Here is a 25381-nt window from a genome sequence, read left to right as displayed (position 1 = left end):
GGCCACGGCCAGGGGCGACTCGGCAGGTCAGAGCGGGATGTTGCCGTGCTTCTTCGGCGGGAGGGTCTCGCGCTTGGTACGCAGGACGCGCAGCGCCCGGACGATCTGCGTGCGTGTTTCGTGCGGCGGGATCACCGCGTCGATGTAGCCACGTTCGGCGGCCACGTACGGGTTGGCCAGGGTGTCCTCGTACTCCGCGATCTTTTCGGCCCGGACCGCCGCCGGGTCCTCGGCGCCGGCCAACTCCGACCGGTAGAGGATGTTCACCGCGCCCTGCGCTCCCATCACCGCGATCTGCGCGGTCGGCCACGCGAAGTTCAGGTCCGCGCCCAGGTGCTTGGATCCCATCACGTCGTACGCGCCGCCGTACGCCTTGCGGGTGATCACGGTGACCTTGGGGACCGTCGCCTCGGCGTACGCGTAGATGAGCTTCGCGCCGCGGCGGATGATGCCGTCCCACTCCTGGCCGGTGCCGGGCAGGAAGCCGGGAACGTCCACGAAGGTCAGCACCGGGATGTTGAACGCGTCGCAGGTGCGGACGAACCGGGCGGCCTTCTCCGAGGCGGCGATGTCAAGGGTGCCGGCGAAGTGCATCGGCTGGTTGGCAACCACGCCGACCGGGCGCCCCTCGACGCGGCCGTAGCCGACCACGATGTTCTGCGCGTAGAGCGGCTGGACCTCCAGGAACTCCCCGTCGTCGAGGACGTGCTCGATGACCTTCTGGATGTCGTACGGCTGGTTGGCCGAGTCCGGGATCAGCGTGTCCAGGTCCCGGTCCTCGTCGCTGATCTCCAGCGAGGCGGGGGCCTCGACCACTACCGGCTCGTCGAGGTTGTTCGACGGCAGGTACGACAGCAGGGCCTTGACGTAGTCGATCGCGTCGTCCTCGTCGGAGGCGAGGTAGTGGGCGTTGCCGCTGCGCGCGTTGTGCGTGCGGGCCCCGCCCAGCTCCTCCATGCCGACGTCCTCGCCGGTCACCGTCTTGATCACGTCGGGGCCGGTGATGAACATGTGCGAGGTCTGGTCGACCATCACAGTGAAGTCGGTGACCGCGGGGGAGTAGACCGCGCCGCCGGCGCAGGGCCCCATCACCAGCGAGATCTGCGGGATCACGCCGGAGGCACGGACGTTGCGGAAGAAGATCTCGCCGTACAGGCCGAGCGAGACCACGCCCTCCTGGATGCGCGCCCCGCCGGAGTCGTTGATGCCGACCACCGGGCAGCCGATCTTCATGGCGAGGTCCATCACCTTGACGATCTTCTCGCCGAAGACTTCGCCGAGCGAGCCGCCGAAGACCGTGAAGTCCTGGGCGAAGACGCACACCTGCCGGCCGTCGACGGTGCCGTAGCCGGTGACCACACCGTCGCCGTACGGCCGGCTCTTCTCCAGCCCGAAGGCGGTGGAGCGGTGGCGGGCAAGTTCGTCCAGCTCGACGAAGGAGCCCTCGTCGAGCAGCATCTCGATCCGCTCGCGGGCGGTCTTCTTACCTCGCTTGTGCTGCTTCTCGACCGCACGAGCCGACCCGGCGTGCACCGCCTCGTCGACCCGGCGCTCCAGGTCCGCCAGCTTGCCCGCCGTGCTGTGGATGTTGGTCCCGGTCTCGGTAGTCACCCTGGGAATATAACGATGGTTAAGGGCAATGCGGCTGTGCAGTACGCCTCACTGTCGCCGCTGCCAGCGCCGTAGGCTGGCGGAATGCCCGGCTCCCCGTACACCGATCTGGACCGCCCACCGCTGTCGGCGGCCCGGCTGCGGCGCGCGCTTGTCGCGCCGCACGGCCCGTGGGCCAGGCTGGAACTGCGCACCGAGACGGGCTCCACGAACGCCGACGTGGCCGAGGCGGCGGCGGCCGGCGAGCCGGAGGGTCTTGTCGTGGTCGCCGAGCGGCAGACCGCCGGGCGCGGTCGCCGCGGCCGAGTGTGGCAGTCGCCGGCACGGGCCGGGATCGCCACAAGCGTCCTGCTGCGGCCCGGGGATCCGGTGCCGGACCGCGGTTGGCCGGCGGTGCCCACCACGGGGTACGGGTGGCTGCCGCTGCTGGCCGGCGTCGCGCTGGTCGAGGCGGTGGCCCGGCTGGCAGAGCTGGAGGCCGCTCTGAAGTGGCCAAACGACCTGCTGATCGGCGACGCGAAGTGCGCAGGAGTGCTGGCCGAGGCGGTGCCGGGAGGTGCGCCCGCCCAGCCGCCGGCCATCGTTCTCGGTATGGGCCTCAACGTGACGTTGCGCGCCGACGAGTTACCCGTGAACCCGACCGGGCTGCCGGCGACCTCGCTGCAACTGTCCGGCGCGGCGGCCACCGATCGGGACCCGCTGCTGCGGGCACTGCTGCGGGCGCTCGCCGACTGGTACGCCCGCTGGCGTTCCGCTGGCGGAGACGCCGTGGCCAGCGGCCTGCGCGACGCCTACCTGGCGTCCTGCGCCACAGTCGGCCGCGAGGTGCGCGTCCTGCTTCCCAACGGCGACGAGGTGACCGGCACCGCCACAGGCGTAGACCCAGGTGGCCAACTCCTACTGACAACCCCCGCCGGCAACCAAGCAATATCCGCAGGAGACGTCCTCCACGTGCGCTAGCGCTCCTCGCCGCCCTCCGTCTTCGCCGCGATCTTGCAGTTGTTGTCCGGGCGGATCGGGCGAAGGCCGCGAAACGGCGACCGAAAGTGCAAGATCGCGGAGACTTCGGGTGGGCCGCGTGGCGGATGCCGTCGGAGCCCCTGGGGGGTTTACCGTCTGCGCGGCAGACAAACGGCGATGGAGGTTTCCGTGGCGTTTCCCGAAGACGTGCTTACCGAAGACGAGCACGTCGTGCTGCACCTGCACCCGCACTGGAAGGCGTTGATCCGGCCGATCGCGGTGCTGGTGCTGGCCATCGCTGCGGTGGTGGTCGGTGTGCTCATGCTGCCCCAGAGCGGTGGTGGTTCGATCGCGCTGGCCGTGATCGGTGCGATCGCACTGGTCGCGGTGCTCTGGTTCGGGCTGTGGCCGTTCCTGGTCTGGCGCACTACGCACTACCTGTTCACAAACGAGCGGGTGCTGCTGCAACACGGTGTCTTTTCCCGCGACCGGCGGGACCTCCCGCTCACCCGGGTCAACGACCACTCGATGAGCCAGCGCTTCATCGAGCGTCTTGTCGGATGCGGCACGCTCACCATCGAGTCCGCAGGTGAGCGCGGCCAGTCGGTACTCGTCGACGTGCCGGGGGTCAGCCGGGTGCAGACCACCCTGTACGAGCTGATCGAGGCGCAACACGACAAGCACTCGCTGGGTGACGGCGAGATGCGCGACATCCTCGCCGACATGCGGGAGGGCAAGCCGCTGCGCGACCCCACCAGCTGATCCCGACAGTCCGCGACCGCCCCGGCCGACGTGCTGGGGCGGACCGGTCAGGGGCGTTCCGCCCCCGTCAGTGGGGAGTTTTCGTCCCGGCGCGGTCACTGTCCGGGCGGGGGGCCGGGACGCCTTCGGCCCGTCCGGCCTGGGCCGCGCCGACTCCGGGCCGGCTGGTTTCTGCCGTGCCGCCCTCGGGCTGATCGGTTTCCGCCGGGCCGCTTCCGGGCTGGCTGGTCTCCGCCGGGCCGCTTCCGGGCTGGCTGGTCTTCGTCGGGCTGCCTCCGGGCTGGCTGGTCTTCGTCGGGCTGCCTCCGGGCTGGCTGGTCTTCGTCGGGCTGCTTTCGGGCGTTGGCTCCGCCGGGCGCAGCGCGAACCAGCCACGGAAGCGGGTCCGCATGACCTCCTGCTCCGGCCGATTGTCCGGGCCGAGCCTGAGCATCGTGCCGGTGAGGCTGACGGTGCCGAGCCCCGGGCGGGCCGTCGACGGTCGGGCGCCCATCACGTCCACTCGGACGGCGAGGCGGTCTCCGGCGCGTACCGGGGCGAGCCACCGCAATTCCTCCAGGCCGGGGGAGGCGTCGGCCGCTGCGCGGGACAGCAGGTGATCGACGTACGCCCGCATGAACAGGCTCACCGTGTAGAAGCCGCTGGCGATCACGCCGCCGTGCCGGCTCGCCCCGGCCAGGGCGCTGTCGACGTGGTACCACTGCGGGTCGAAGCGGCGGGCGAACGCCAGCATCTCGTCCCCGTCCACGGTCACCGTGCCGAGGTCGACGGTGAGCCCCGGAACGAGGTCCTCGAAGAACAGCTCGGCGGGCGCCCCCGTGCCGGAGCGGGTTTCAGGAGTCGTCACCGGCGGGGCGCGCGACGGGTGCCGGCGTGCAGCTCCGCGGCGAGTTCCGCGGACAGGTCCGCGGGGACGCCGGGGGTCAGCGGTGTGTGTCGTCCCTGGGCTGGAGCGCCGCCGGCCGGGCCGGGAGCGGCCTCCGGGCGGTCACTGGACTGTGCCTCTTCCAGCTCGGAGACGGATTCGGCCAGCTCGGCGATCGGGTCCATCTCGGCCATCGTGTCCCATTCATCGCGCGGGATGCTGTGCCAGGTGGATTCGGGCTTGGCGTCGGGCTCGACAGGTGCGATGGGCTGGAAGACGAAGGTCCGGTACGACCAGAAGCGGAACAGCGTGGCCAGCAGGACGCCGACGGTCTTTGCCACGTTCAGTGCCAACAGGCTGTTCATGCCGAGGCCGTACTTGGCGGCTGCCAGTACGCCCAGCTCGATGAGCAGGCCCGTCGCGTTGAACAGGAAGAACAGGACGTACTCGCGCCGAAGTGCAGATTTCGGGCGATCCCGGTACGTCCAATGGCGATTCATCAGATACGACGTGATCGTCGCAACGATCGTCGCGATGACAGTCGCCTTCAACTGACCGTCGGCAAAGACGGTAAGTGCAAGGGCATTGAACACCGCGTAATTGATGACGGTGTTGATGCCACCGACGATGCCGAATTTGAGCGCCTCGTTGATGAACTTCTGCCAGCGCTCAGGCAGCAGACGGACAAGACGCATGCGAAACACCTTAGGTCAGTCGATGAAGCCGGCGGTCACCGGCCGGACGGGGTGGGCGGCAGGTCACGCCCCGTAGTCGCGGTCGTGCTCCCCCTGCGGAACGGGCTGACTTCCCGCTTCGACGAAGACGAACCGCCGGTAGGACCAGAAGCGAAACAACGTGCCGAGGCCCGTGCCGACCACGAAGCTCGCGATGTTGTCGGCCAGCTGCGTCTGGAACACGGCCGGCCAGATGCTGCCGAGCCCGTAGCGGCTGACCGCCAGGCAGGCCACCGCGATGCCGAGGCCGACGGCGTTGAAGAAGAAGAACAGCGCGTACTCGCGGGCCGGGTTGTTGCGCTGGCGGTGCCGCCAGGTCCAGAACCGGTTGCCGAGGAAGGCGAATGTGGCAGCGATCACCGTTGAGATCGTCTTCGCGGTGATCTGCTCGACCCCGCGCGCTGTCGTCAGGTAGTTGAACAGGGCGAAGTCGATGAGGAACGCGATCCCGCCAACCGTGGCGAACTTGCTCAGCTCGCGGACGAGGTGACCGAAACGGTCGCGCAGTGCGCGGACCAGACCAGGTCTGGTCTGCCGGGGACCCGGTTGCTCCCCGGTCATTGTGGCGGCCACAGGCCGAGCCTACCGGCTGCCGACCAGTCGGAGGGGGAGCAACGCGAGTCGACGCCGTCGCTCGGGCTGCCCTGTCGCCGGGTGTGCGCCGTTGAACGCAGCGTAACCAATTCGCAGGCTTGAGGCGGCCCGGAACGGGAATCCGCGAACCGGTCGGCGAGGCGGGTCCACGGCCCGACCGCAACGCACGTCGGCCGGGGCGCACGACAAGATTTGCGTGAAACTGCGCAGGAAAGCGGGTATCAGCTCGTGATACCGCAGCTAAGCCGTACCTTGTGCAGTTCTTCACAACCAGTCCCACTGACTCGGAAGGCTGCCCGGTTTACGCTGAGGCCAATCCCAGGTTTCCACGAAGGCGACGCATCGGCGCCGCTGAGACTCGTGCACCCCATAGATCGGTCAGCGTCGACCACAAGGAGATGTGTCATGGTTGCTCCGGCTGTTGTGCGGGGTATCGATCAGGCCCCGACATCCCATCCGAAACTGCTCGCCTGGGTCCGTGAGGTGGCAGAACTGACCACCCCTGACCGGGTGGTCTGGGTCGACGGATCCGATGAGGAATGGCGTCGCCTCACAGACGAGCTGGTCGATGCCGGCACGCTCGTCCGACTGAACCCCGAAAAGAAACCGAACTCGTTCTACGCGCGTACCGACCCGACGGACGTCGCTCGGGTCGAGGAACGCACCTACATCTGTTCCGTCGACGAGGCGGACGCCGGCCCCACCAACAACTGGATGGCGCCGGCCGAAATGAAGCGGACGATGACGGACCTGTACCGCGGCTCGATGCGCGGTCGGACCATGTACGTCATCCCGTTCGTCATGGGTCCGGTCGAGGCCGAGAAGCCCATGTTCGGCGTCGAGATCACCGACAGCCCGTACGTGGTCGCGTCCATGCGCATCATGACCCGGATGGGCGCCAAGGTCCTCGAGGCCATGGGGGACGACGCGGACTTCGTGCACGCGTTGCACTCGATCGGCGCCCCGCTCGCCCCCGGCGAGCAGGACGTGGCGTGGCCGTGCAACGAGACGAAGTACATCTCGCACTTCCCGGAGACGCGGGAGATCTGGTCGTACGGCTCCGGCTACGGCGGCAACTCGCTGCTGGGCAAGAAGTGCTACTCGCTGCGGATCGCCAGCGTGATGGGGCGCGACGAGGGCTGGCTCGCCGAGCACATGCTCATCCTCAAGATCACCTCGCCGGAGGGCAAGGTCTACCACATCGCCGGCGCCTTCCCGTCGGCCTGCGGTAAGACCAACCTGGCCATGGTGGAGCCGACCATCCCGGGCTGGAAGGTCGAGACCATCGGCGACGACATCGCTTGGATGCGGTTCGGCCCGGACGGCCGGCTCTACGCGGTCAACCCGGAGTACGGCCTGTTCGGCGTCGCGCCCGGCACCGACTGGAAGACGAACGCCAACGCCATGCGCACGCTGGACCGCGGCAACTCGGTCTTCACGAACGTGGGCCTCACCGACGACGGGGACGTCTGGTGGGAGGGCATGGGCGAGCCGCCGGCGCACCTGATCGACTGGAAGGGCAACGACTGGACGCCGGAGAGCGACAGCCTCTCCTCGCACGCCAACAGCCGGTTCTGCACCCCGATCACCCAGTGCCCGATCCTCGCCGACGAGTACTTCGACCCCAACGGCGTACCGATCGACGCCATCCTCTTCGGTGGCCGCCGCAAGGACACGATCCCGCTGGTGACCGAGGCCCGCGACTGGGTGCACGGCGTCTACATGGGTGCCACGCTGTCCTCGGAGACCACCGCCGCCGCGTCCGGCGCGGTCGGCGTGGTCCGCCGCGACCCGATGGCGATGCTGCCGTTCATCGGCTACAACGCCGGTGACTACTTCCGGCACTGGATCGAGATGGGCAAGGGCACCGACGGCGACGAGTCCAAGCTGCCGAAGATCTACTACGTCAACTGGTTCCGCAAGGACCCGGACGGCTCGTTCCTCTGGCCCGGCTTCGGGGAGAACTCCCGGGTGCTCAAGTGGGTCGTCGAGCGGATCGAGGGCACGGCCGACGCGGTCGAGACCCCCGTGGGCATGGTGCCGGCACCCGACGCGCTCGACGTCGAGGGCCTGGACATGACCCCGGAGGACGTCCGGATCGCGCTCAAGGTGGACCCGGACGAGTGGCGCAACGAGTTGCCGCTGATCACCGAGTGGTTCGAGAAGTTCGGTGACAAGCTGCCCGGCGTGCTCTGGGCCGAGCTGGACGCCCTGCGGGCCCGGCTGGACGCCGCGCAGCCCCAACGGTAGGTGTGAAAACCGCCCGTCACGGGCATCATCGGATTCCATGAGGACGGCCGCCGAGACCGAGGTCCGGCGGCCGTCCGCCGTCCGGGCGCTCACCATCCTGCTGGCGACCACGGCGGCGGCCACCGTCGTGGTCGAGCTGATCAATTGGTGGTACGCCCCGGAGCAGGGCTTCGGTCTGGCCGTACGCACCGGCTGGGCGATGCTGCGCTCGTTCGGCTTCCTGCTGCTGATCGGACACGTGCGCCGGGGTCGGACGCTGGCCCGCCCGTTCGGCCTGATCCTCGCCGTCACCACAGTCTTCGCTGTCGGCCGGCTGATAGTGCCCCGGCAGGGGGTGCCGCCGCTGCCCGGGCTGCTCGGTTTCGCCGTACTCACCGGGCTCTGTGTGGCGGTCGTCTGGCTGCTCTACCGCTCGTCGGCGCTGGCCGGGCACCTCGTCCGGCACCGGCAACGGCTTGTCATCGACAGGGCCGGAATCTCCTGGCGGGAAACCCCGCCGCGCCGGCCGGCGGCCAGCGGCTGGCTGCTGACCAGTAGGGCGGCAGCGTTCACCTACAGCCCGCTGATGCTGGTGCCGGCACTTGTCGCCGGCGGGTCCATCCTGGACGGTCGGCTGTCCGCCGTACCCGCCGTGCTCTTCTGGTTCTGCGCGGGCATCACGGTCAGCTACGCGGTGCTGTTCTGCACCGCGTTCCTGATGCGTGGCAAGCAGTGGGCGGGCCGTCTGCTTGTCGTCGTCACGGTTGCTGTCCTCGCCGTGGACCTGCCGCTGTGCTGGTGGCTGCTCGGCGTGGACGGCCTGGTCCGTGACGGCGCCCCGCTACTCGCCGCAGCCACCCTGACCCTGTACGGCCTCCACCGAGCATCCCGAGCCCCCGAAGCACCCCCAACCTAAATCCACCCCGCGCCCTCGCGCCCTCGCCCTCTCCGCGCTCGCTCTCTCGCTCGTCGATCTTGCACTTCCTGCCGGTACTTAAGGCATGAAAGGCGCAAACCGGCGACACAAAGTGCAAGATCGCGGGGGAGTGAGCCCGTCTCCGCGCCCCGAGGGCGTCTGGTCCGCTCCGCCCTCGCCCGAGCGTCCGAGCGCCCCGCCCTCGCTCGGCTGACCCGGTCCTGCCGTGCTGGATCGACCCCGTCTGGCCGTGCGGCTGCCCGCTCGGCCGCTAGCCCGCCTCGCCGCCTAGCCCGCCTAGCCCTCCTCGTCGCCTCGCCGTCTCGCCGCGTCGATCATGGAGTTGTGGTGGGGGATGAAAGTGGCCAACCAGGATAAGGCAGGCACCACAACTCCATGATCGACGTGTTGGGCGGGGCGGGGCGAGGTGGGGCGAGGCGAGGTGGGGCGGGGCGAGGTGGGGCGGGCGGGGCGAGGTGGCCGGGCGGGAGTGGGTGGATGGGTGAACCGGGTGGGCGAGCGGGGTTGGCGGGTCGTTTGGATCGGTTGGTTTTCGGTGGGCTGGTGCAGGATGGCGGGTGGTGTCGGTCACAGGGGATCGGGTTGAGTTGGTTGGGGTGGTCGGCGGCGGGCGGGCGCTGTCGCCCAGCAGCGGTGATCGGGGCGGATCGGAGCGGGATCGGGGCGGGGCGGGGCGGGGCGGGGCGGGGCGGGGCCAGGGTGACAGTGCCGTTTGAGCGGGAGGAGGCGCCGTGGGTGACGAATTTGATGTGGTGGTGGTGGGGGCGGGGCCGGCCGGGGCAGCCGCCGCGCTGACGGCCCGCCGGGCCGGTGCCAGCGTGCTGCTGCTGGACCGGGCCGACTTTCCCCGCGACAAGGCGTGCGGTGACGGGATCGCCGCGCACTCCGTCGACGTGCTTGCCGAGCTGGGCGTCACCGAAGCCGTGGCCGGCTACGCCCCGCTGCCCGCACTGCGCATGGTCGCCCCCGGCGGCGGGTCGGTGGCCCGGGCACTGCCCCGGCCGGCGTACACCGTGCCCCGGCAGGTTTTCGACGCGCGGCTGGTCGCCGCGGCGGTGGCCGCCGGCGCGCAGCTGCGTCGGCACACCGTCCGCCGGGTCGAGGCGCGTGCCGACCGGGTGGTGCTCGACGGGGAGTTGTCCGGCCGGGTGGTGGTGGGCGCGGACGGCGCCGGGTCGGTGGTGCGCCGGGCGCTCGGCCATCCGGTCAACCCGGACCGGCATCTGGCACTGGCCATCCGGGGGTACGCTCCGGCGCTGCCCGGCCCGCCCGAGCAGCTCATCGTGACCTCGAAGGCGCGCTGGCCGGCGTACGCCTGGTCGTTTCCGATCGGCGACGGGCGGGCGAACGTCGGGTACGGGGAGGTGCTGCGCGGCGAACCGCTGAGCCGCGGCTACCTGCTGGATCGGCTCGTCGCGCTGCTGCCCGGAACCGACCTGTCGACGGTGACCGCGTTGCGGGCCCACCACCTGCCGCTGTCCACGCATCGCCCGGCGCCGGGGCGGGGCCGCACCCTGCTGGCCGGGGACGCGCTGTCGTTGATCAACCCGTTCACCGGCGAGGGCATCTTCTACGCACTGCTCTCCGGGGCGTTGGCCGGTGCCGCCGCGGCAGGCGAGCCCGAGAACGCCGCCCGCCGCTATGCCCACGGGTTTCGCCGCCGTCTCGGCACCCACCTGCGGCACAGTTCGGTGGCGGCCTGGCTGGCCCGGCGTCGACGGGTGGTCGACGCGGCGGTCCGGGCGGCCCGCCGGGACGACCAGGTGTTCGACGATGTGGTGGAGTTGGGACTCGGCGACGGTCGGCTCACTGCCCGTACGCTGGGCATGATCGGCATGGAATTGCCGGCCAGGGATCGGCCTCCGAGGCGGTGAGCTGACCGGCGGGTCGCTACGCTGCTAGGTGATGACGCTGCGGAACCTTATCTACTCCGTCTACGAGCGCCGGCTCACGGCGAAGCTCGCGGGCAAACCGGTGCCACGGCACGTCGGGGTGATGTGCGACGGCAACCGCCGCTGGGCGCGGGAGATGGGTTTCGTCGACCCGAACGACGGGCACCGCGTCGGCGCCGCGAAGATCAAACACGTTCTGGGCTGGTGTGACCAGGCCGGTATCGGGCACGTCACCCTCTACCTGCTGGCCACCGACAACCTCCGTCGTCCGGCGAGCGAGCTGGACCCGCTGCTTCAGATCATCGAAGACCTTGTGGTGGAGCTGGCGGAGGAGGGCAATCCGTGGCGGCTACGCATCGTCGGCGCTCTGGACCTGCTGCCCGCCCAGACGGCTGTGGCGCTCAAGGGCGCGGAAGAACGCACCGCGGATCGCACTGACGGCGCCGTGGTCAACATCGCTGTGGGTTACGGCGGCCGACGGGAGATCACCGACGCGGTCCGCTCGCTGCTGCTGGAGCACGCCGCGGCCGGTGGCACCCTCGAAGAGCTGGCCGAGGTGCTGGACGTAGAGCACATCTCCGAGCATCTCTACACCCGCGGCCAGCCCGATCCCGACCTGGTCATCCGCACCAGCGGCGAGCAGCGGCTGTCCGGTTTCATGCTCTGGCAGTCAGCGCACTCGGAGTTCTACTTCTGCGAACTCAACTGGCCGGATTTCCGGCACATCGACTTTCTGCGGGCGCTGCGCTCGTACGCCAACCGTCAGCGTCGCTACGGCGTCTGAGCGGGCGCCCGCGCCGGCTCAGGGTAGGTGATTGAGCGCCCGGGTGAGGAAGTCGCCGAGCGCGGCCGGAGACTCGATGGTCAGGTCGGCGGCGTTCGCCACCTCCTGACCGGTTTCGGAGTTGGCGACGGCCACGCACACGCCGAAGAAGTCCGGGTCAGCCTCGCTGCGGGCTCGCAGCGCCGCGAACGCCTTGATGTCGGAGACGTCGTCGCCGAAGTACCAGGCGCCGGTGGCTTCCTGGACGACCTCGCCGATCACCATGCCCTTGTCCCGGTCGACGGGGGGCTTGAGTTCCAGCACCATCCGCCCGGCCTGCACCCGCAGCCCCAGCCGGTCGGCCTGCGCCTGCCCCCACTCCTGGACTGTCGCGCCGAGCTGCGGCGCGGTACGCCAGTGCAGCGCGACGGAGAGCCGCTTGTATTCGACGAGCGTGCCGGGGGGCAGCTCCGCTCGGGCCAGGTCGGCCAGCTCCTCCATCGTCGGCACCCACGGCAGGGCGGCCGGCTCGGTGACCGTCTCGCCGCCGGAGTGGCTGTGCTCCAGGCCGTAGAGGCCGTAGAGGTCGACGCCGCTGAGCTCGCCGAGGCGCTCGCGGAGGAAGTCGACGGGTCGCGCTGAGACGATGGCGATCCGCCGGACCACAGGGGCCAACGCCTCGATGGCGGCCAACGCCTTGGGGGCGGGCCGCACCGCGGTCGGGTCATCGTCGACGGGCGCGAGCGTCCCGTCGAAGTCGAAGAAGAGCACCGTTCCGGCGGCCCGGCCTGCGGTGACCTGCCAGGCCTGGTCGGCGTTCAACGGGGTCTTCGGCTGCTGGTTGCCCAGATTCAACGGCGGCACGCGCGTCAGCGTACCCCGGCGATGTGGGCCTATTCCTGGCCGAGCGCACCCGGCCCAGCTGGGCGCCGTCAGCGTTCGGCGGCTCCTCGTCCGCGCCGGCCGAACGGCACCACCGTGGCCTCCTGGCCGTGGCTCAACAGGTAGCCCTCCACGAACCCGGTGTTGCGATCTCCGGTGCGGGTCTCGATCTCGTTGAGCCGCGCCACCAGGAACTCGGTGAGGGCGCTGAGCCGGTTGTTGAGGCGCTCGTGCAGCTCCGCGATGACGGCGAGGATGACCGCCGTGCCGGCGCTGATGAGCGCGAGGAGGTTGACGAGCAGCGGAAGCTGACCGCCGTTGACCACGAAGGTCACCACGTTGCCGGTCGCCCACAGTGTCATCGACACCGTGGCGACCACGACTGCCAACCACTTCAGGGTCATGGACAGACCCCTCCTTCTGTCCCGCAGGGCTGGGTTCGGCCTTGTCCCGTCCCCCCGCCGACGACGAGCCCAAGCAGTACGACTAGGGACGCTAGCGTGCCCGTTCCGGCCCCGGAGCGAAACGAATGAACCTGACCAGGCGTTCTTTCGCCATCTGAGGAACTAGCCTGCCTGATTCCCTCTTTTTCGGACATCCACCGGCAGCGTTGGGCGATACGCGAGGTACCTGATGGTTTCGCGGATGTGGAACTTCTCCGCGTCCGACACGTCGGGGTCGACCAGGCGGCGCAGAAGAGCCTCCACGTCCGGGTCCATCGGAGGGGCGGGCTGGCTGGCCCGCGGACCGGTCGCGGTGCGGTCCCAACCGAGCGCGGCGAAGGCGGCTGCGGGGTTCAACCCGAGGCCCTCGCAGAAGGCCACGACCCGTTCGGCCTCGGGGTCGCTGGCCCAGTCGCCACGGACCCACCTGTTGATGGTCTGCCGGGAGACGCCGGTACGTCGGGACACCTCGGTGCCGCTCCAGGCCCGGGTGGCTCGCGCCTCGTCGAGGGCACGCCGGACGAAGGTGGCGAAGGCGATCTTTCGCGCATTGGCCGTCTCGGTCACCCCGTGACGGTACGGCCAAGCGGGAACCGGCGTGCGGCCAGGCACGCTGTTGTCACGCGGACGTGACGGGATCCTCGGATCTCCCGTAAACGATCCAGGGCCACTCTTGAGGGGTGTCACCCGGGCAGAATAGATGCCCGTAGTGGCGAAGGTAAACAGACGAAAAGCTGATACTGTCACGTCCATGGGACAATCTACGGTGTGTCACGTGCATGAGACGATTGGTGCTCGCATGCGTCACGCCCCCGGCGCCAGGGGGGTGTGGTGACCGAGCTCGCCACCCGAGCCCAGGCCTTCGGGCTGATCGCCGACGGGGTGGCCGCAGGGCTGAGCGCCCCGTGGCGCCTCTACCTCGCCCGAGGCTGCCGATACCTGTCGTTGAGCGTCAGCGACCGTACCGAGTGGAACGCCTGGCGTACCCACCTCGGCTGCCCGGAGCTGAGCGTCCGGGTCTACGACGCCGGCGGGGAGATCCGCCGTTCCTCAGTGGCCGAGGTCGTGCTGGACGGCTGCCGGATCAGCGTCGAGCTGGTCGAGGAGGTCAGCACCGACGACCTGGACCGGCTCCTCGTCGTGGACCCGACCGCTGTCGAGCCGGAGGAACGATGAAACGGCGTACGGGCAGCGTCGGGGCCGCCCGATGAGCCCCTTCCTCGCGGTCTTCCTCGTCCTGGTGCTCGCCGCCACCAGCTATGCGGCCGGCCGGCTGCACGGGCAGCTGAGCTATCGCATCGGCTACCGCTTCGGTTACCGGCAGGGCTACTTCGACGGCGACAGGGGTGCCTGGAACCGGCGCCGGCGTGACGCCCAGGCGGCGATCGCCTCCGCTCTGTCGGTCTCCTCGGGGGGCTCCGTCCGCTCCGCAGGCACCGTGGCCCGCCCTGGCACCACCTACACCGGCTCGTCGTTCACCGCGCCGGCCGCCCCGATCACCGGGCGGCACCCGACCGGCACACTCGTTCGACGCACCGGTTGAGCCGGTCGGCGGACCGCTCGGGGGGAGCGGTCCGCCGACCGGCGCCACGAACGCGGTGCGTCGTCCGCGGCGGACACGCACCGTCGGGGTCACGTCAGACCGGTGACGGTGGCCCCGCCGGCCGGGATGCGCGCAGGGGGCATGCATCCCGGCCGGCTCGCCGCGCCCGCTGCCGGCACCTCGCCGCGCCCCGCTGCCGGCACGAGATGTCGACCCGTCGGCGCGGTGTTCACAGGGCTGTCTCCGGAGATCCACGATCACGGCACTAGCCGGGACGGGCCGCCGCCGCTAGCGTCTAGGCATGGCGCGGGGTTCTCCCGGGCCAGCCGGTCCGCCCGGATCTGCGACCTCGCACACGGGGTTCCGCATCCGACCCCGTGTCCCGGGCACCGGACGAGGCGGAACGCGGGTGGCGGGTGCCCATCCGTCGGAGCAGGCCTGTGACGACTCGCCGTATCACCGCCGGTGCCGACCAGACCCCGGCCGCGACTGCCACGACCCGCCGCGCCACCCGGAGCCGCCGTGCGCCGGCCGTCGCGCCGGTCGAGCCCGAGGAGCCGCGACCAGCCGGGCAGGCGTTCGTTCTGGACACGTCCGTGCTGCTGTCCGACCCCGCGGCTTTCCACCGGTTCGCCGAGCACGAGGTGGTGCTGCCGCTTGTGGTTATCACCGAGTTGGAGGGCAAGCGGCACCATCCGGAGCTGGGCTGGTTCGCCCGGCAGTCGCTGCGGATGCTCGACGAGCTGCGGATCCAGCATGGCCGGTTGGACACCCCGGTGCCCGCCAACGACGCCGGCGGCACGCTGCGGGTGGAGCTGAACCACACCGACGACGGGGTGCTGCCACCCGGCTTCCGTACCGAGAGCAACGACGCCCGCATCCTCTCCGTGGCGCTCAACCTCGCCGCTGAGGGCCGGGAGGTCACGCTCGTCAGCAAGGACATGCCGCTGCGGGTCAAGGCCGCCTCGGTGGGCCTGCGGGCCGACGAGTACCGGCACGGCCAGGCCAGCGACCCGACCTGGACCGGCATGTCCGAGCTGGACCTGAGTGAGGAGCAGATCTCCTCGCTGTACGCCGGGGAGTCGCTCGACGTCGACGAGGCCGCCGGTCTGCCCTGCCACACCGGCCTGGTGCTGCACTCGACGCGCGCCTCCGCGCTCGGCCGGGTGCTGCCGGACAAGTCCGTCCGGCTGGTGCGGGGCGACCGGGAGGCGTTCGGTCTGCACGGCCGCTCGGCAGAACAGCGCGTCGCTCTCGACCTGCTGCTCGACGAGTCGATCGGGATCGTCTCGCTGGGCGGTCGGGCCGGCACTGGCAAGTCGGCGTTGGCGCTCTGCGCCGGCCTGGAGGCGGTCATGGAGCGCCGCCGGCACAAGAAGGTGATCGTGTTCCGCCCTCTGTACGCCGTGGGTGGCCAGGAGTTGGGCTACCTGCCGGGGTCGGAGTCGGAGAAGATGTCGCCGTGGGCCCAGGCGGTCTTCGACACGCTCGGTGCGGTGGTGCACGAGAACGTGCTGGAGGAGGTCACCTCGCGGGGCATTCTCGAGGTGCTGCCGCTGACCCACATCCGGGGGCGCAGTCTGCACGACGCCTTCGTGATCGTGGACGAGGCCCAGTCGCTTGAGCGCGGGGTGCTGCTGACGGTGCTGTCCCGGATCGGGCAGGGCTCCCGGGTGGTGCTCACCCACGATGTGGCGCAGCGGGACAATCTGCGGGTCGGCCGTCACGACGGTGTGACCGCCGTCATCGAGGCGTTGAAGGGCCATCCCCTCTTCGCTCATGTCACGCTCAGCCGTTCGGAGCGCTCGCCGATCGCCGCGATGGTGACGGATCTTCTGGAGGACATCCCGCTTTGATGGGTGCTTTGTAGGGTTTCGTCCGCATTTTAGTTGTGGTGCAGATCACAAAGCGGCTTGTTGGTTTCCCATCAGCCTCACTGTGCGCGATGGTGTCCAACGAGCGCCCACGCACCACGGGGATCGCTGGTGATCGTTGCCCAGGGATGGGCAGCGTCGGTGACGATCGGTGCGTCGGCGCGACCGGCACACCGGTCGGGGCGCTCGCGGCACGGCTGACGGCCTCTCTGGCCCGGCGTCGCGCCGTGTCCTTGCCCCCGACGAAGGGACCACTTCGTGAGTCGGCTGTGGAGCCGGTTGGGTGCCCGTACGGCTGCTGTCGCCCTGCTCTCCGTGGGCGTTGCCGGTGGCTTCTACCTGGGCGAAGACCGCGAAACTCAGCAACAAGGCCTGACCGCTCAGGCCGGCCTTGAGGTAGACCGGGTCGACATCGCCTACCAGCGCGAGCGGCAGTCCACCCACCAGGTCGCGTTCGCCAAGCAGCGGGCCGCCGAATACCAGGCCAAGCTGCGGGCCGAGCAGGCCGCCAAGGAGGCCGCCGAGCGGGCCCGCAAGGCCGAGGCCGCCGCGGCCGCCCGCAAGGCCGAGCGGAAGGCGGCCGAGAAGGCTGCCACGCAGGCCGCCAAGCCGTACGACGGGCCGATCCCGGAATCCTGCGCCGAGTACAGCGGCAACCGCAAGATCGGCTGCGCGATGATGATCGACGCGGGCTTCGGCATCTCCGAGTTCCCCTGCCTGGAGAAGCTCTGGACCAAGGAGAGCGGCTGGAACCACAAGGCCCGCAACTCATCGTCCGGCGCGTACGGCATCCCCCAGGCGTACCCCGGTAGCAAGATGGGTTCCGCCGGTGCCGACTGGCAGACCAACCCGGCTACGCAGATCAAGTGGGGGCTGGGCTACATCAAGGGCAGGTACAAGACGCCCTGCGGTGCCTGGACGTACTTCCAGAACAACAACACGTACTGACGATCTCCACGGCGGGGCGGGTGGGCGACCACCCGCCCCGCCGTCGTCGTACACCTGACTGCTCGGACGGGACGTGAGTGGCGGTTGGGCCTTTTTGCTGATAGCAGTTGGGGGGTGACCCTGCACCCGTCAAGCGGCGACCCGTTCCGATTCGGCACCGAGGCGTTCTACGCCGCGCTCGGTCGGGCCTTCGTCGCGATGTGCGCGGTGGTCCCGTTCCTCTTTTTCATCGAGGCCATCGACCAGGGTCTCGACTTCGGCCTGGACGCCACGGCCGGCATCATCCCGCAGCGCATCGACGGGCTCGACGGGGTCTTCTTCTCGCCGTTTCTGCACCACGGCTTCGACCACCTCTACAGCAACAGCATCCCGCTGATCCTGCTCGGCACCTTCGTGCTGGCCGCCGGTGCCCGCCGGTTCCTCTGGTCGACCCTGATCATCATCCTGGTGAGTGGGCTCGGCGTGTGGTTCACCGGCTCGCCCAACTCGGTGGTGGTCGGCGCCAGCGGGGTGATCTTCGGCTACCTGGGCATCCTGCTCACGCGGGGCATCGTCGAGCGCAGCTGGTGGAACTTCGCTGTCTTCCTGCTCGTCGGTCTGCTCTACGGGTGGCAGTTGGTCGGCATCCTCCCCACCGACGAGCGGATCTCCTGGCAGGGGCACCTGTTCGGGCTGCTCGGCGGCGTCGTGGCGGCGATCCTGTTCCGTCGCCGCCGTCCCACCGTCGACGGGTCGGACTATTCGGGATCCACGCTCAGCCTGCCCTGACCTGCCCGTCGGCGCGCCTCTGGGACGTGCTTGCCCGACCGCTGCGACCCGCTTACCGTCGTGATCAGCACGCGTTGATCCGTGAGCGGAAAGCGACGGTACGCCATGCACGAGGTCGATGTTGCCGTGATCGGGGCCGGCCCGTCCGGGCTCTTCGCCGCGTACTACGCCGGTTTCCGTGGTTTGTCGGTGGCGGTGATCGACGCGCTGCCGGAGCCGGGCGGCCAGGTCAGCGCCATGTATCCGGAGAAGCTGATCCTCGACGTGGCCGGGTTTCCCTCCATCAAGGGCCGCGACCTGGTGTCCAATCTGGTCGCCCAGGCGGCCCCGTTCGGCCCGCAGTACCTGCTCGGCACCCGGGCCGAGAAGCTCTCCTACGCCGATGGCCGGCCGGTGCTCGGCCTCGCTGGCGGCGACCAGCTCGCCTGCGGCGCGGTCGTGATCACCGGCGGGCTGGGCAGCTTCAGCCCACGCCCGTTGCCCTGCGCCGACGGCGCGCCCGGCACCGGGATCGTCTACTTCGTCACCGACCCGACCGAGCTGACCGACCGGGACGTGCTGATCGTCGGCGGCGGGGACTCCGCATTCGACTGGGCGCTGGCCCTGCAACCGCTGGCCCGCTCGGTGACGCTCGTGCACAGGCGGGAGAAGTTCCGGGCGCACGCCTCGACTGTCGCCCGGGTGCTGTCGCTGCCGGTGCGGGTGGTGGTCAACGCCGAGGTCACCCGGCTGCTCGGTGACGGCGCGGTGACCGGCGCGGAGGTGACAGTGCGCGGTGGCGCCGCCGAGACGCTGCCGGTGGACACGGTGGTGGCCGCGCTCGGTTTCACCGCCGACCTGGGCCCGCTCGCCGAGTGGGGACTGCGCCTGGACCGTCGCCACATCCTTGTCGACAGCGCCATGGCCACGAACCTGCCCCGGGTCTTCGCGGCCGGCGACATCACCGAATATCCGGGCAAGGTCCGGCTCATCGCGACCGGCTTCGGCGAGGCCGCCACGGCAGTGAACAACGCGGCGGTGGCCATCGATCCGAGCGCACACCTGTTCCCTGGGCACTCCTCCGACGCCGGCTGAGCGACGCCGCGAACCGCGACGTCTCCTGCGTCAGCGCGACGGGGGTAGGCCGATCAGGTCGGCCAGCAGCCCGACCTGATGGTCGAAGTACGCGTCCCGGTGTGCGACGGTGCGGTTGAGCCGGCCGAACAACTCGAAGCTGATCAGCCCGAAGAGCTGGGTCCAGCCGGCCATGCCCCGGGCCAGCAGGGCCGGGGGCAACCCGGGAAAGAGCGTGTCGGCCAGCTCGGTCAGGTCGTCGTGTAGCAGCGGCGGCAGCCCATCGGCAGGCGGAGGGCTGAGCAGTCCGGCCTCCAGCCCTTCACGGAGCAGGCCGACCAGGGCCAGCGGCGGACGTTGGGCCGGGCCGACGGTGTCGTCGGGGGCGGCGTATCCGGGGACCGGGCTGCCGTAGAGCAGGGCGTACTCGGAGGGGTGGGCGAGCGCCCAGTCCCGGGCCGCCCGGCACGCCGCCTGCCAACGGGCGCGCAGGTCGAGCTGGTCGCGGTCGGCGGCGGCGATCTCCACCGCCTCGCCGAGGGCGTCGTACGCCTCGATGATCAGCGCCGTGAGCAGGTCGTCCCGGCTCGGAAAGTAGCGGTAGATGGCCGACGAAACCATGCCCATGTCCCGCGCCACAGCGCGCAGCGACAGGTTGGCGCCGTCGGTGGCGAGGTGCCGGCGGGCCACCGCCTTGATCTCGTCGAGCATCTCGGTGCGGACCCGGGCGCGGATCGAGGAGGCGGGCATGGGAGGAGTCTGCCATGAGATGGATCGCCGATCCAAAAAGAGAGCAGTGCTCTTGACGTGAGTCCCCGCAGCGGATCATGCTTGTCAGGTCAGCCGAGAGCAGTGCTCTCTATTCGGATCATCGCTTCGAAAGGTCTATCTCATGGCGCTCCACGTGATCGTCGGCACCGGTCCGGTCGGCACCGCGACCGCCCGCCTCCTCGCCGAACGAGGTGAGCAGGTCCGGGTCCTGAGCCGGCGGGGCGCCGGACCGGAGCACCCGGGCATCGAACGCGTCGCTGCCGACGCTGCCGACGCCGACCGGCTCACCACGCTGGCCAGCGGCGCGCAGGTGCTCTACAACTGCGCGAACCCGGCGTACCACCGCTGGCCCATCGACTGGCCGCCGTTGGCCGCCGCGCTGCTCACCGCCGCCGAGCGATCCGGCGCGGTGCTCGCCACGGTCGGCAACCTCTACGGGTACGGGCCGGTCGACGGCCCGATGACCGAACAGACCCCTGCGGCGGCAGCCGGGATCAAGGGGCGGGTCCGCAACCAGATGTGGGCTGACGCTCTCGTCGCCCACGAGGCCGGTCGGGTCAGGGTCACCGAGGTACGCGGCTCCGACTACCTCGGCGTCAACGGCATGTCGCTGGCGATGATGGTGCTGCCCCGGGTGCTCGCCGGGCAGCGGGTCGTCCTGCCTGTCGACTGGGACGCCCCGCACACCTGGACGTACATTCCGGACGTCGCCCGTACCCTCGTCGCAGCCGCCACCGACCCGGCGGCCTGGGGTCGCGCCTGGCACGTGCCCAGCACACCCGCTGTGCCGATGCGTGAACTGGCCACCCGGGCGGCGGCGCTGGCCGGCGCACCAGCGCCGAAACTGACCCGGATGCCGTACCCGATGCTGTGGCTGGGTGGCCTGATCAACCCGCTGGCCCGGGAACTGCGCGAGACCGCCTACCAGTTCGACCGGCCGTTTCTGATGGACTCGACCGCCGCCTCCGCAGCCCTTGGCATCGAAGCGACTCCGCTGGACGCCGCCCTCACCGAGACCGTCGCGGGACTGCGCCACTGAACCGCCACGCCGTCGACCCGTCAGGGCCGAGTCGATATCGGACGCGGGCCATTCCGTTGTCGCAACGAGACGCGTCCCCTCGACCCTGAGGGGATGAGCGGCCCCGAGACACCGCACGACGGCGCGCCGAGGACCCTGGCCTGGCTCTGCCACCCCACCACCCTGCTCGCCCTTGTCGTACTGGTCGTCAACGACCATGTGCTGAAGCCGGCCCTGCCCGGCCTGGTGACCGGCAAGCTGAGTGACGTCGCCGGCCTGGTTCTCGCACCACCGCTGGTCGCGGTGCTGCTGACCCTCGTGGTGCCACGGATGTCGGCCCGGTCCGCCGCGCTGGTCGGCCTGGTCTCGGTGGGCGCCGGGTTCGCGGTCGTCAAATCCAGCGGGTACGCCGCCGAGCTGGCCTCGTCGGTCTGGACCGTGCTTGCCGGAGCCTCGCTTGTCCGAGCCGACCCGACCGACCTGCTCGCAGTGCCGGCGCTCGGGCTGGCCTGGTGGAGCTGGACGCGGTCCCGTCGCCGGCCGGTGCGCCAACGGACCGCCCGGCTGGTCCGGCTGCTGGTGGTGCTGCCGCCGGCGGTGCTGGCGGTGGCGGCGACGAGCGCTGTCCACTACCCGTACGCGATCAGCACGGCATTTGTCGACGGCCACCCGGCGGTCTCGGTCGGCTCCGGCACGGATCTGACCCCGTGGCCGACGAGCGCGACGGACGGCCGTTGGTCGGTCAGCGACGACCTCGGGGCCACCTGGCGAGAAGTCGACCTCGACGAACAACGGCGACTGTCCAGCCAGAGCGCCGGCCAGCGGCAGGCGTGCGTGCCGGCCGACCCCCGACGGTGCTACCGGGCGGTCGCCGGGCACCTTCGGGTGGAGCAGAGCGACGACGGCGGCACGACCTGGCACGTGGCCTGGGAGGTGTCGGACGCCCAACGGGAGGACCTGGCCCGGCGGTCCTGGAGCCCGGGCGACGTGGACAGGCACTTCGCCTCCCGCGACCTGATCGTCTACCCCGCGGGCAGCGGCGGTCATGAGGTGCTCGTCGCCAACGGTCGGGACGGCTTCGTACACCGCTGGTCGGACGGCGGGTGGCGGCGTGTCGGCTTCCTCGGCGACGCGTACCTCGGTGCGCGGGGCGCTCCCCCCGAGTTGGGGAGCGGCGGACCCGCTCGACGTCAGTTGGACCTGCTGCTCGCCGTCGCGCTCGCGCTGACCCTCGGCTCCATGGTCACCGTGCTCGCCGGCCACCTGGCGATCCGCCGCGGTCGAGGTCCCGGGTGGTGGGGGTTCACCGGCGGCCTGTCGGTGCTGCTCTCGGGGACCCTGCTGGCGGTGGTCTGGGGCCGCGACGATGACACCGACACGTTCATGGCGCTGCTGTTCATCATCGTGCCCATGGGCTTCCTGGCCGCGACAGCCCTGCTCGTGCGACCCCGCTACCAGGGCGCAACGCCCCGATGGACCAGGCGGACGCTGAGCACTTTCCTGCTCACCGTGCTGCTCGCAGGGCTGCCGCTGATCGGCTGGCTGTACGGCACGCCGGCGCGGACCCGGTCCGCTGTGACGCTTGCCCTGCTGGCCGCGATACCGGGCCTGTGGCTTGCCGTCCGGAACGCCCGTCTTGTCGACGCGCCCCGCGCGTACGAGCGCCGGCACCCGGTGCGCCCGCCGACGGTGCCTGACCCGTCCTACCCGGCGGGGCTGCCACCGCGCTGAGCGTTCGGCACGCGGGCCGGGTCAGCGGCGGGCCGGGTCAGCGGCGGGCCGGCGGCGCGAGCGGGGCGGCGGCGCGAGCGCGGCGACAAGCACGGCCACCATTGTCAGCGCCGCCCCCAACACGGTGGTCACGCCGGGGTGCGACGCCGGGGTGGGCAGCACCAGGTCCAGCAGGACCGCGCTGACGACCTGGCCGGCGATGGTGGCCAGGCCGAGCAGCAGCACACCCGTGAACCGCACGACAGTGGCGGCGATCGCGATGAACACGACGCCGATCGGGCCGCCCAGGTAGAGCCACGGCTCGCTCGGCAGGTGGCCGGCGGGCCAGCCGCGCCCCGCCAGGTCGATCGAGAACGCGACGAGCAGGGCGACAGTGCCGACTGTGAAATTGACGAGCGTGGCGGTCAACGCGCTGCCGGATGCCGCCCGGACCCGGCCGTTGGCAGCCTGCTGCCAGGCGACGCCCACCCCGGCCAGCAGAGGCAGCAGCGCCAATGCCAGCGAGCCCGGGTCGCTCAGACGGTCGCCGACCGCCAGCACGACCGCGAGCACGGTGAGCACCGCCCCTGCCAGCCGCTGCCGGGTGACCGGTTGCCGGCCCATCGGCCCGATCCCCGCCCGGTCCACGGCGAGGCTGCTGCCGGACTGGCCGGCGACAACCGCCACGGTGAAGACCGCCACACCCAACCTGTCGATGGTCAGCCCCTGGGTGGCCACCAGGAAAGCCCCGCACGTGCCGCCGAGGCACTGCCACGGCCGCAGCACACCGGTCCTGAGGGCGGACCGCAGCGCGACAAGGCCCCGCCGCCCGGCCGGGGTGGCGGGGACCAGCACCAGCAGCATCAGCAGACCCAACCCGAACGAGACCACCGCGGCGGCGAACCCGTCGGCCAGGCGTACGCCCAACTCGCCGTTGATCCGGGACTGCACCGCCACCGCGACCCCGGAGACCGACGCCAGCGCGACGCCGGTGATCCGGCGGGTGGCTGACAGGGTCTGCGATGTCGCGGTGCCGGTGGCTGTCACTCCTGTTCGGCGAGGGGGCGACCGTCGAAGTCGACAGCGGAGTAGAGCGCCAACTTCTCCAACCGGTGGTACGAGTCGATCACCCGGATGGTGCCGCTCTTCGACCGCATCACGATCGACTGCGTGTACGCGCCACCGGCCCGGTAACGCACCCCGCGCAGCAGGTCGCCGGAGGTGACACCCGTCGCCACGAAGAAGCAGTTGTCGCCGGTGACCAGGTCGTCGGTGCCCAGCACCCGGTCCAGGTCGTGCCCGGCGGCGAGCGCCTTCTCGCGCTCCTCGTCGTCGCGCGGCCACAGCTTGGCCTGCATCGCGCCTCCCATGCACTTCAGCGCGCAGGCCGAAATGATGCCCTCGGGGGTGCCGCCGATGCCCATCAGCACGTCGACGTCCGACTCGCCACGGGCCGCCGCGATGGAACCCGCGATGTCGCCGTCGGAGATGAACCGGATGCCGGCCCCGGCCCGGCGGATCTGCGTGACCAGGTCGTCGTGGCGGCTACGGTCCAGCACGCAGACCGTCACCTCCGACACGTCGGTGCCCTTGACCTTGGCGATCCGGCGCAGGTTCTCGGCCACCCCGGCGTTGATGTCCACCACATCGGCGTACGCGGGGCCGACGGCGAGCTTCTCCATGTAGAAGACGGCGCTCGGGTCGAACATCGCGCCCCGCTCGGACACGGCGAGCACCGCCACCGCGTTCGGCATGCCCTTGCTCATGAGGGTGGTGCCGTCGACCGGGTCGACAGCTACGTCCACCTCCGGGCCGGTGCCGTCGCCGACCTGTTCACCGTTGAAGAGCATCGGGGCGTTGTCCTTCTCGCCCTCGCCGATCACCACGACGCCACGCATCTGGATGGAGTTGATCAGCTTGCGCATGGCGTCGACGGCGGCTCCGTCGCCGCCCTCCTTGTCGCCCCGGCCGACCCAACGGCCAGCGGCCATCGCCGCGGCCTCCGTGACCCTTACCAGGTCGAGGGCAAGGTTACGGTCGAGATCCTGTGGGATCCGCGTCCTGGTGTTCGTCATGACGGCTGCTCCTCCTCGCGACGGTGCGGGGACAGCCGACGGAAGAGCGGCCCCGCCGTCGGCTTTGTCGCTGATCCTCACACGATGGCCGACCCGGCGTCGGCGCGGGGCGGTGATGGGCCGGATACCGCCGGTCGGGCGGCTGCGAAGATGACGGGGTGGAACCCGCACAGCCAGCTGATCGCGTACCCGCCGACCGCACGCCGCCCGACGGCCAGCCGCCGGTCGACCACCCTGCCGGTGCCGTGCCCGGCGCGACCGGCCCGACGGCCCCTGCCGGCGGCGAGCCTGCCCTGGTCGCCGCGGAGCCGACGGCGCAACCTCCGGCGGATTCGCCTGCCCCGCGCGGCCCCTCGGGAGCCGACGACGTGACGGGCGGGCGGCCCACGCCGCCGCCGAGGGCGACCGCAGCGAAGTCCGAGCGGTCGCCGAAGGACATGGCGATCTCACTGCTGGTGCTGCTGATCCCGATCGCGCTGCTGCTGGCGTTCTACAGGGGCTTCCTCGGCGGTGACCAGGCCACCGAGATCGACCCCGCCCCGGCGATCGAGCAGGCCCAGGCGGCGAACGCCTTCCCGGTGAGCCAGCCGCAGGGGCTCGGCTCCGACTGGCGGACGGTGAGCGCCCGCTACCAGACCGTCGAGGGTGGGGCGAACCTGCGACTCGGCTACCTCACGCCGGAGGGGCGTGGTGTGCAGCTGTTGCAGAGCAGCCTGCCGGCGGAACGGCTGCTTCCCGCCGAACTGACCGCCGAGAGTCAGCCACAGGGCCAGACGGAGCTGGCCGGGCGCACCTGGCAGCGCTACACCGCCAGGGGCAACCAACAGGCGCTGGTGCTGCTGGAGCCGACCCGAACGGTGCTCATCGTCGGCGACGCCCGGGACAACGAGCTGCGCGAACTGGCCGGCGCGCTGCGCTGATTCGGGCCGACATCGATACACCCCGTAGA

At 70.7% G+C, this 25381-nt stretch carries 25 protein-coding genes; 15 read left to right on the top strand and 10 right to left on the bottom strand.

The features are described from left to right. Positions 1-27: 27 nt before the first annotated feature. Positions 28-1611 carry an acyl-CoA carboxylase subunit beta gene (locus tag F4558_RS22545; protein ID WP_053659390.1) on the bottom strand — a complete coding sequence of 528 codons (1584 nt, stop codon included), beginning with the start codon at positions 1609-1611 and terminating at the stop codon, positions 28-30. 84 nt (positions 1612-1695) lie between these two features. On the opposite strand from F4558_RS22545, the gene F4558_RS22540 reads away from it, so the two are divergent. Further along, positions 1696-2571, top strand: a complete 876-nt coding sequence (locus F4558_RS22540) for a biotin--[acetyl-CoA-carboxylase] ligase (protein ID WP_053659392.1) — start codon at positions 1696-1698, stop codon at positions 2569-2571. A 189-nt stretch (positions 2572-2760) separates the two neighbouring features. Next, positions 2761-3333 carry a PH domain-containing protein gene (locus F4558_RS22535; protein ID WP_053659505.1) on the top strand — a complete coding sequence of 191 codons (573 nt, stop codon included), beginning with the start codon at positions 2761-2763 and terminating at the stop codon, positions 3331-3333. 67 nt (positions 3334-3400) lie between these two features. On the opposite strand, the gene F4558_RS22530 is transcribed toward F4558_RS22535, so the two are convergent. From F4558_RS22530 to F4558_RS32380, 3 genes are all read right to left on the bottom strand, one after another. Further along, on the bottom strand, positions 3401-4180 hold the full coding sequence (locus F4558_RS22530; protein WP_167945944.1) for a MaoC/PaaZ C-terminal domain-containing protein: 780 nt from the start codon (positions 4178-4180) through the stop codon (positions 3401-3403). After that, on the bottom strand, positions 4177-4893 hold the full coding sequence (locus tag F4558_RS22525) for a GtrA family protein (RefSeq protein WP_053659395.1): 717 nt from the start codon (positions 4891-4893) through the stop codon (positions 4177-4179). Before F4558_RS22525 ends, F4558_RS22530 begins: the two co-directional genes overlap by 4 nt. Positions 4894-4956: 63 nt before the next feature. After that, the gene (locus F4558_RS32380) at positions 4957-5493 is read right to left on the bottom strand and encodes a GtrA family protein (protein WP_053659507.1); all 537 of its coding nucleotides are present in this window, start codon (positions 5491-5493) and stop codon (positions 4957-4959) included. A gap of 438 nt (positions 5494-5931) precedes the next feature. Between F4558_RS32380 and F4558_RS22510 the strand changes: the two genes are divergently transcribed. From F4558_RS22510 to F4558_RS22495, 4 genes are all read left to right on the top strand, one after another. Next, the gene (locus F4558_RS22510; RefSeq protein ID WP_167945943.1) at positions 5932-7776 is read left to right on the top strand and encodes a phosphoenolpyruvate carboxykinase (GTP); all 1845 of its coding nucleotides are present in this window, start codon (positions 5932-5934) and stop codon (positions 7774-7776) included. A 37-nt stretch (positions 7777-7813) separates the two neighbouring features. Further along, positions 7814-8671 (top strand): hypothetical protein, encoded by an 858-nt coding sequence (locus F4558_RS22505; RefSeq protein WP_167945942.1) that lies wholly within the window; start codon positions 7814-7816, stop codon positions 8669-8671. Between the two features lie 752 nt (positions 8672-9423). Then, on the top strand, positions 9424-10566 hold the full coding sequence (locus F4558_RS22500; protein WP_053655407.1) for an NAD(P)/FAD-dependent oxidoreductase: 1143 nt from the start codon (positions 9424-9426) through the stop codon (positions 10564-10566). 31 nt (positions 10567-10597) lie between these two features. After that, positions 10598-11368: an isoprenyl transferase gene (locus F4558_RS22495; protein ID WP_053655404.1), complete on the top strand. Its 771-nt coding sequence runs from the start codon at positions 10598-10600 to the stop codon at positions 11366-11368. Between the two features lie 18 nt (positions 11369-11386). On the opposite strand, the gene otsB is transcribed toward F4558_RS22495, so the two are convergent. The 3 genes from otsB to F4558_RS22480 all read right to left on the bottom strand — a co-directional run bounded on the left by otsB (position 11387) and on the right by F4558_RS22480 (position 13239). Continuing rightward, positions 11387-12211, bottom strand: a complete 825-nt coding sequence (gene otsB / locus F4558_RS22490; RefSeq protein ID WP_053655402.1) for a trehalose-phosphatase — start codon at positions 12209-12211, stop codon at positions 11387-11389. A 68-nt stretch (positions 12212-12279) separates the two neighbouring features. Beyond that, a complete protein-coding gene (locus F4558_RS22485; protein WP_053655400.1) occupies positions 12280-12633 on the bottom strand; it encodes a hypothetical protein in 354 nt (117 codons plus the stop codon). 162 nt (positions 12634-12795) lie between these two features. Continuing rightward, positions 12796-13239, bottom strand: coding sequence for an XRE family transcriptional regulator (locus tag F4558_RS22480; protein ID WP_167945941.1), 444 nt, complete (start codon positions 13237-13239; stop codon positions 12796-12798). A 264-nt stretch (positions 13240-13503) separates the two neighbouring features. Here F4558_RS22480 and F4558_RS22475 point away from each other — a divergent pair, with 264 nt between their 5' ends. The 6 genes from F4558_RS22475 (at position 13504) to F4558_RS22450 (ending at position 18879) form a co-directional block, all read left to right on the top strand. Then, the gene (locus F4558_RS22475) at positions 13504-13848 is read left to right on the top strand and encodes a hypothetical protein (RefSeq protein WP_053655423.1); all 345 of its coding nucleotides are present in this window, start codon (positions 13504-13506) and stop codon (positions 13846-13848) included. Between the two features lie 31 nt (positions 13849-13879). Beyond that, complete coding sequence (locus F4558_RS22470; protein ID WP_053655396.1) at positions 13880-14215, top strand: hypothetical protein; 336 nt, start codon at positions 13880-13882, stop codon at positions 14213-14215. 440 nt (positions 14216-14655) lie between these two features. Continuing rightward, a complete protein-coding gene (gene phoH2 / locus F4558_RS22465) occupies positions 14656-16071 on the top strand; it encodes an RNA 5'-3' helicase PhoH2 (RefSeq protein WP_167945940.1) in 1416 nt (471 codons plus the stop codon). Positions 16072-16347: 276 nt separating this feature from the next. Then, positions 16348-17037, top strand: coding sequence for an aggregation-promoting factor C-terminal-like domain-containing protein (locus F4558_RS22460; protein ID WP_167945939.1), 690 nt, complete (start codon positions 16348-16350; stop codon positions 17035-17037). Between the two features lie 114 nt (positions 17038-17151). Continuing rightward, positions 17152-17805, top strand: coding sequence for a rhomboid family intramembrane serine protease (locus F4558_RS22455; RefSeq protein WP_167945937.1), 654 nt, complete (start codon positions 17152-17154; stop codon positions 17803-17805). 105 nt (positions 17806-17910) lie between these two features. Next, a complete protein-coding gene (locus F4558_RS22450) occupies positions 17911-18879 on the top strand; it encodes an NAD(P)/FAD-dependent oxidoreductase (RefSeq protein WP_053655389.1) in 969 nt (322 codons plus the stop codon). 30 nt (positions 18880-18909) lie between these two features. Here F4558_RS22450 and F4558_RS22445 read toward each other — a convergent pair whose 3' ends face one another. Then, on the bottom strand, positions 18910-19608 hold the full coding sequence (locus tag F4558_RS22445) for a TetR/AcrR family transcriptional regulator (protein WP_167945935.1): 699 nt from the start codon (positions 19606-19608) through the stop codon (positions 18910-18912). A 142-nt stretch (positions 19609-19750) separates the two neighbouring features. Between F4558_RS22445 and F4558_RS22440 the strand changes: the two genes are divergently transcribed. Both F4558_RS22440 and F4558_RS22435 read left to right on the top strand, forming a co-directional pair. Continuing rightward, the gene (locus F4558_RS22440) at positions 19751-20668 is read left to right on the top strand and encodes an NAD-dependent epimerase/dehydratase family protein (RefSeq protein WP_167945933.1); all 918 of its coding nucleotides are present in this window, start codon (positions 19751-19753) and stop codon (positions 20666-20668) included. 93 nt (positions 20669-20761) lie between these two features. Beyond that, a complete protein-coding gene (locus tag F4558_RS22435) occupies positions 20762-22378 on the top strand; it encodes a hypothetical protein (RefSeq protein WP_167945931.1) in 1617 nt (538 codons plus the stop codon). 21 nt (positions 22379-22399) lie between these two features. Here F4558_RS22435 and F4558_RS22430 read toward each other — a convergent pair whose 3' ends face one another. Next, the gene (locus F4558_RS22430) at positions 22400-23404 is read right to left on the bottom strand and encodes a DMT family transporter (protein ID WP_167945930.1); all 1005 of its coding nucleotides are present in this window, start codon (positions 23402-23404) and stop codon (positions 22400-22402) included. Further along, positions 23401-24432: a class II fructose-bisphosphatase gene (glpX, locus tag F4558_RS22425; RefSeq protein ID WP_053655380.1), complete on the bottom strand. Its 1032-nt coding sequence runs from the start codon at positions 24430-24432 to the stop codon at positions 23401-23403. Before glpX ends, F4558_RS22430 begins: the two co-directional genes overlap by 4 nt. A 158-nt stretch (positions 24433-24590) precedes the next feature. On the opposite strand from glpX, the gene F4558_RS22420 reads away from it, so the two are divergent. Then, positions 24591-25352: a DUF4245 domain-containing protein gene (locus F4558_RS22420; RefSeq protein WP_167945929.1), complete on the top strand. Its 762-nt coding sequence runs from the start codon at positions 24591-24593 to the stop codon at positions 25350-25352. Positions 25353-25381 lie beyond the last annotated feature (29 nt).

Source organism: Micromonospora profundi (assembly GCF_011927785.1).
Taxonomy (GTDB): Bacteria; Actinomycetota; Actinomycetes; order Mycobacteriales; family Micromonosporaceae; genus Micromonospora; species Micromonospora profundi.
This window is presented reverse-complemented; position numbering and strand designations above follow the sequence as displayed.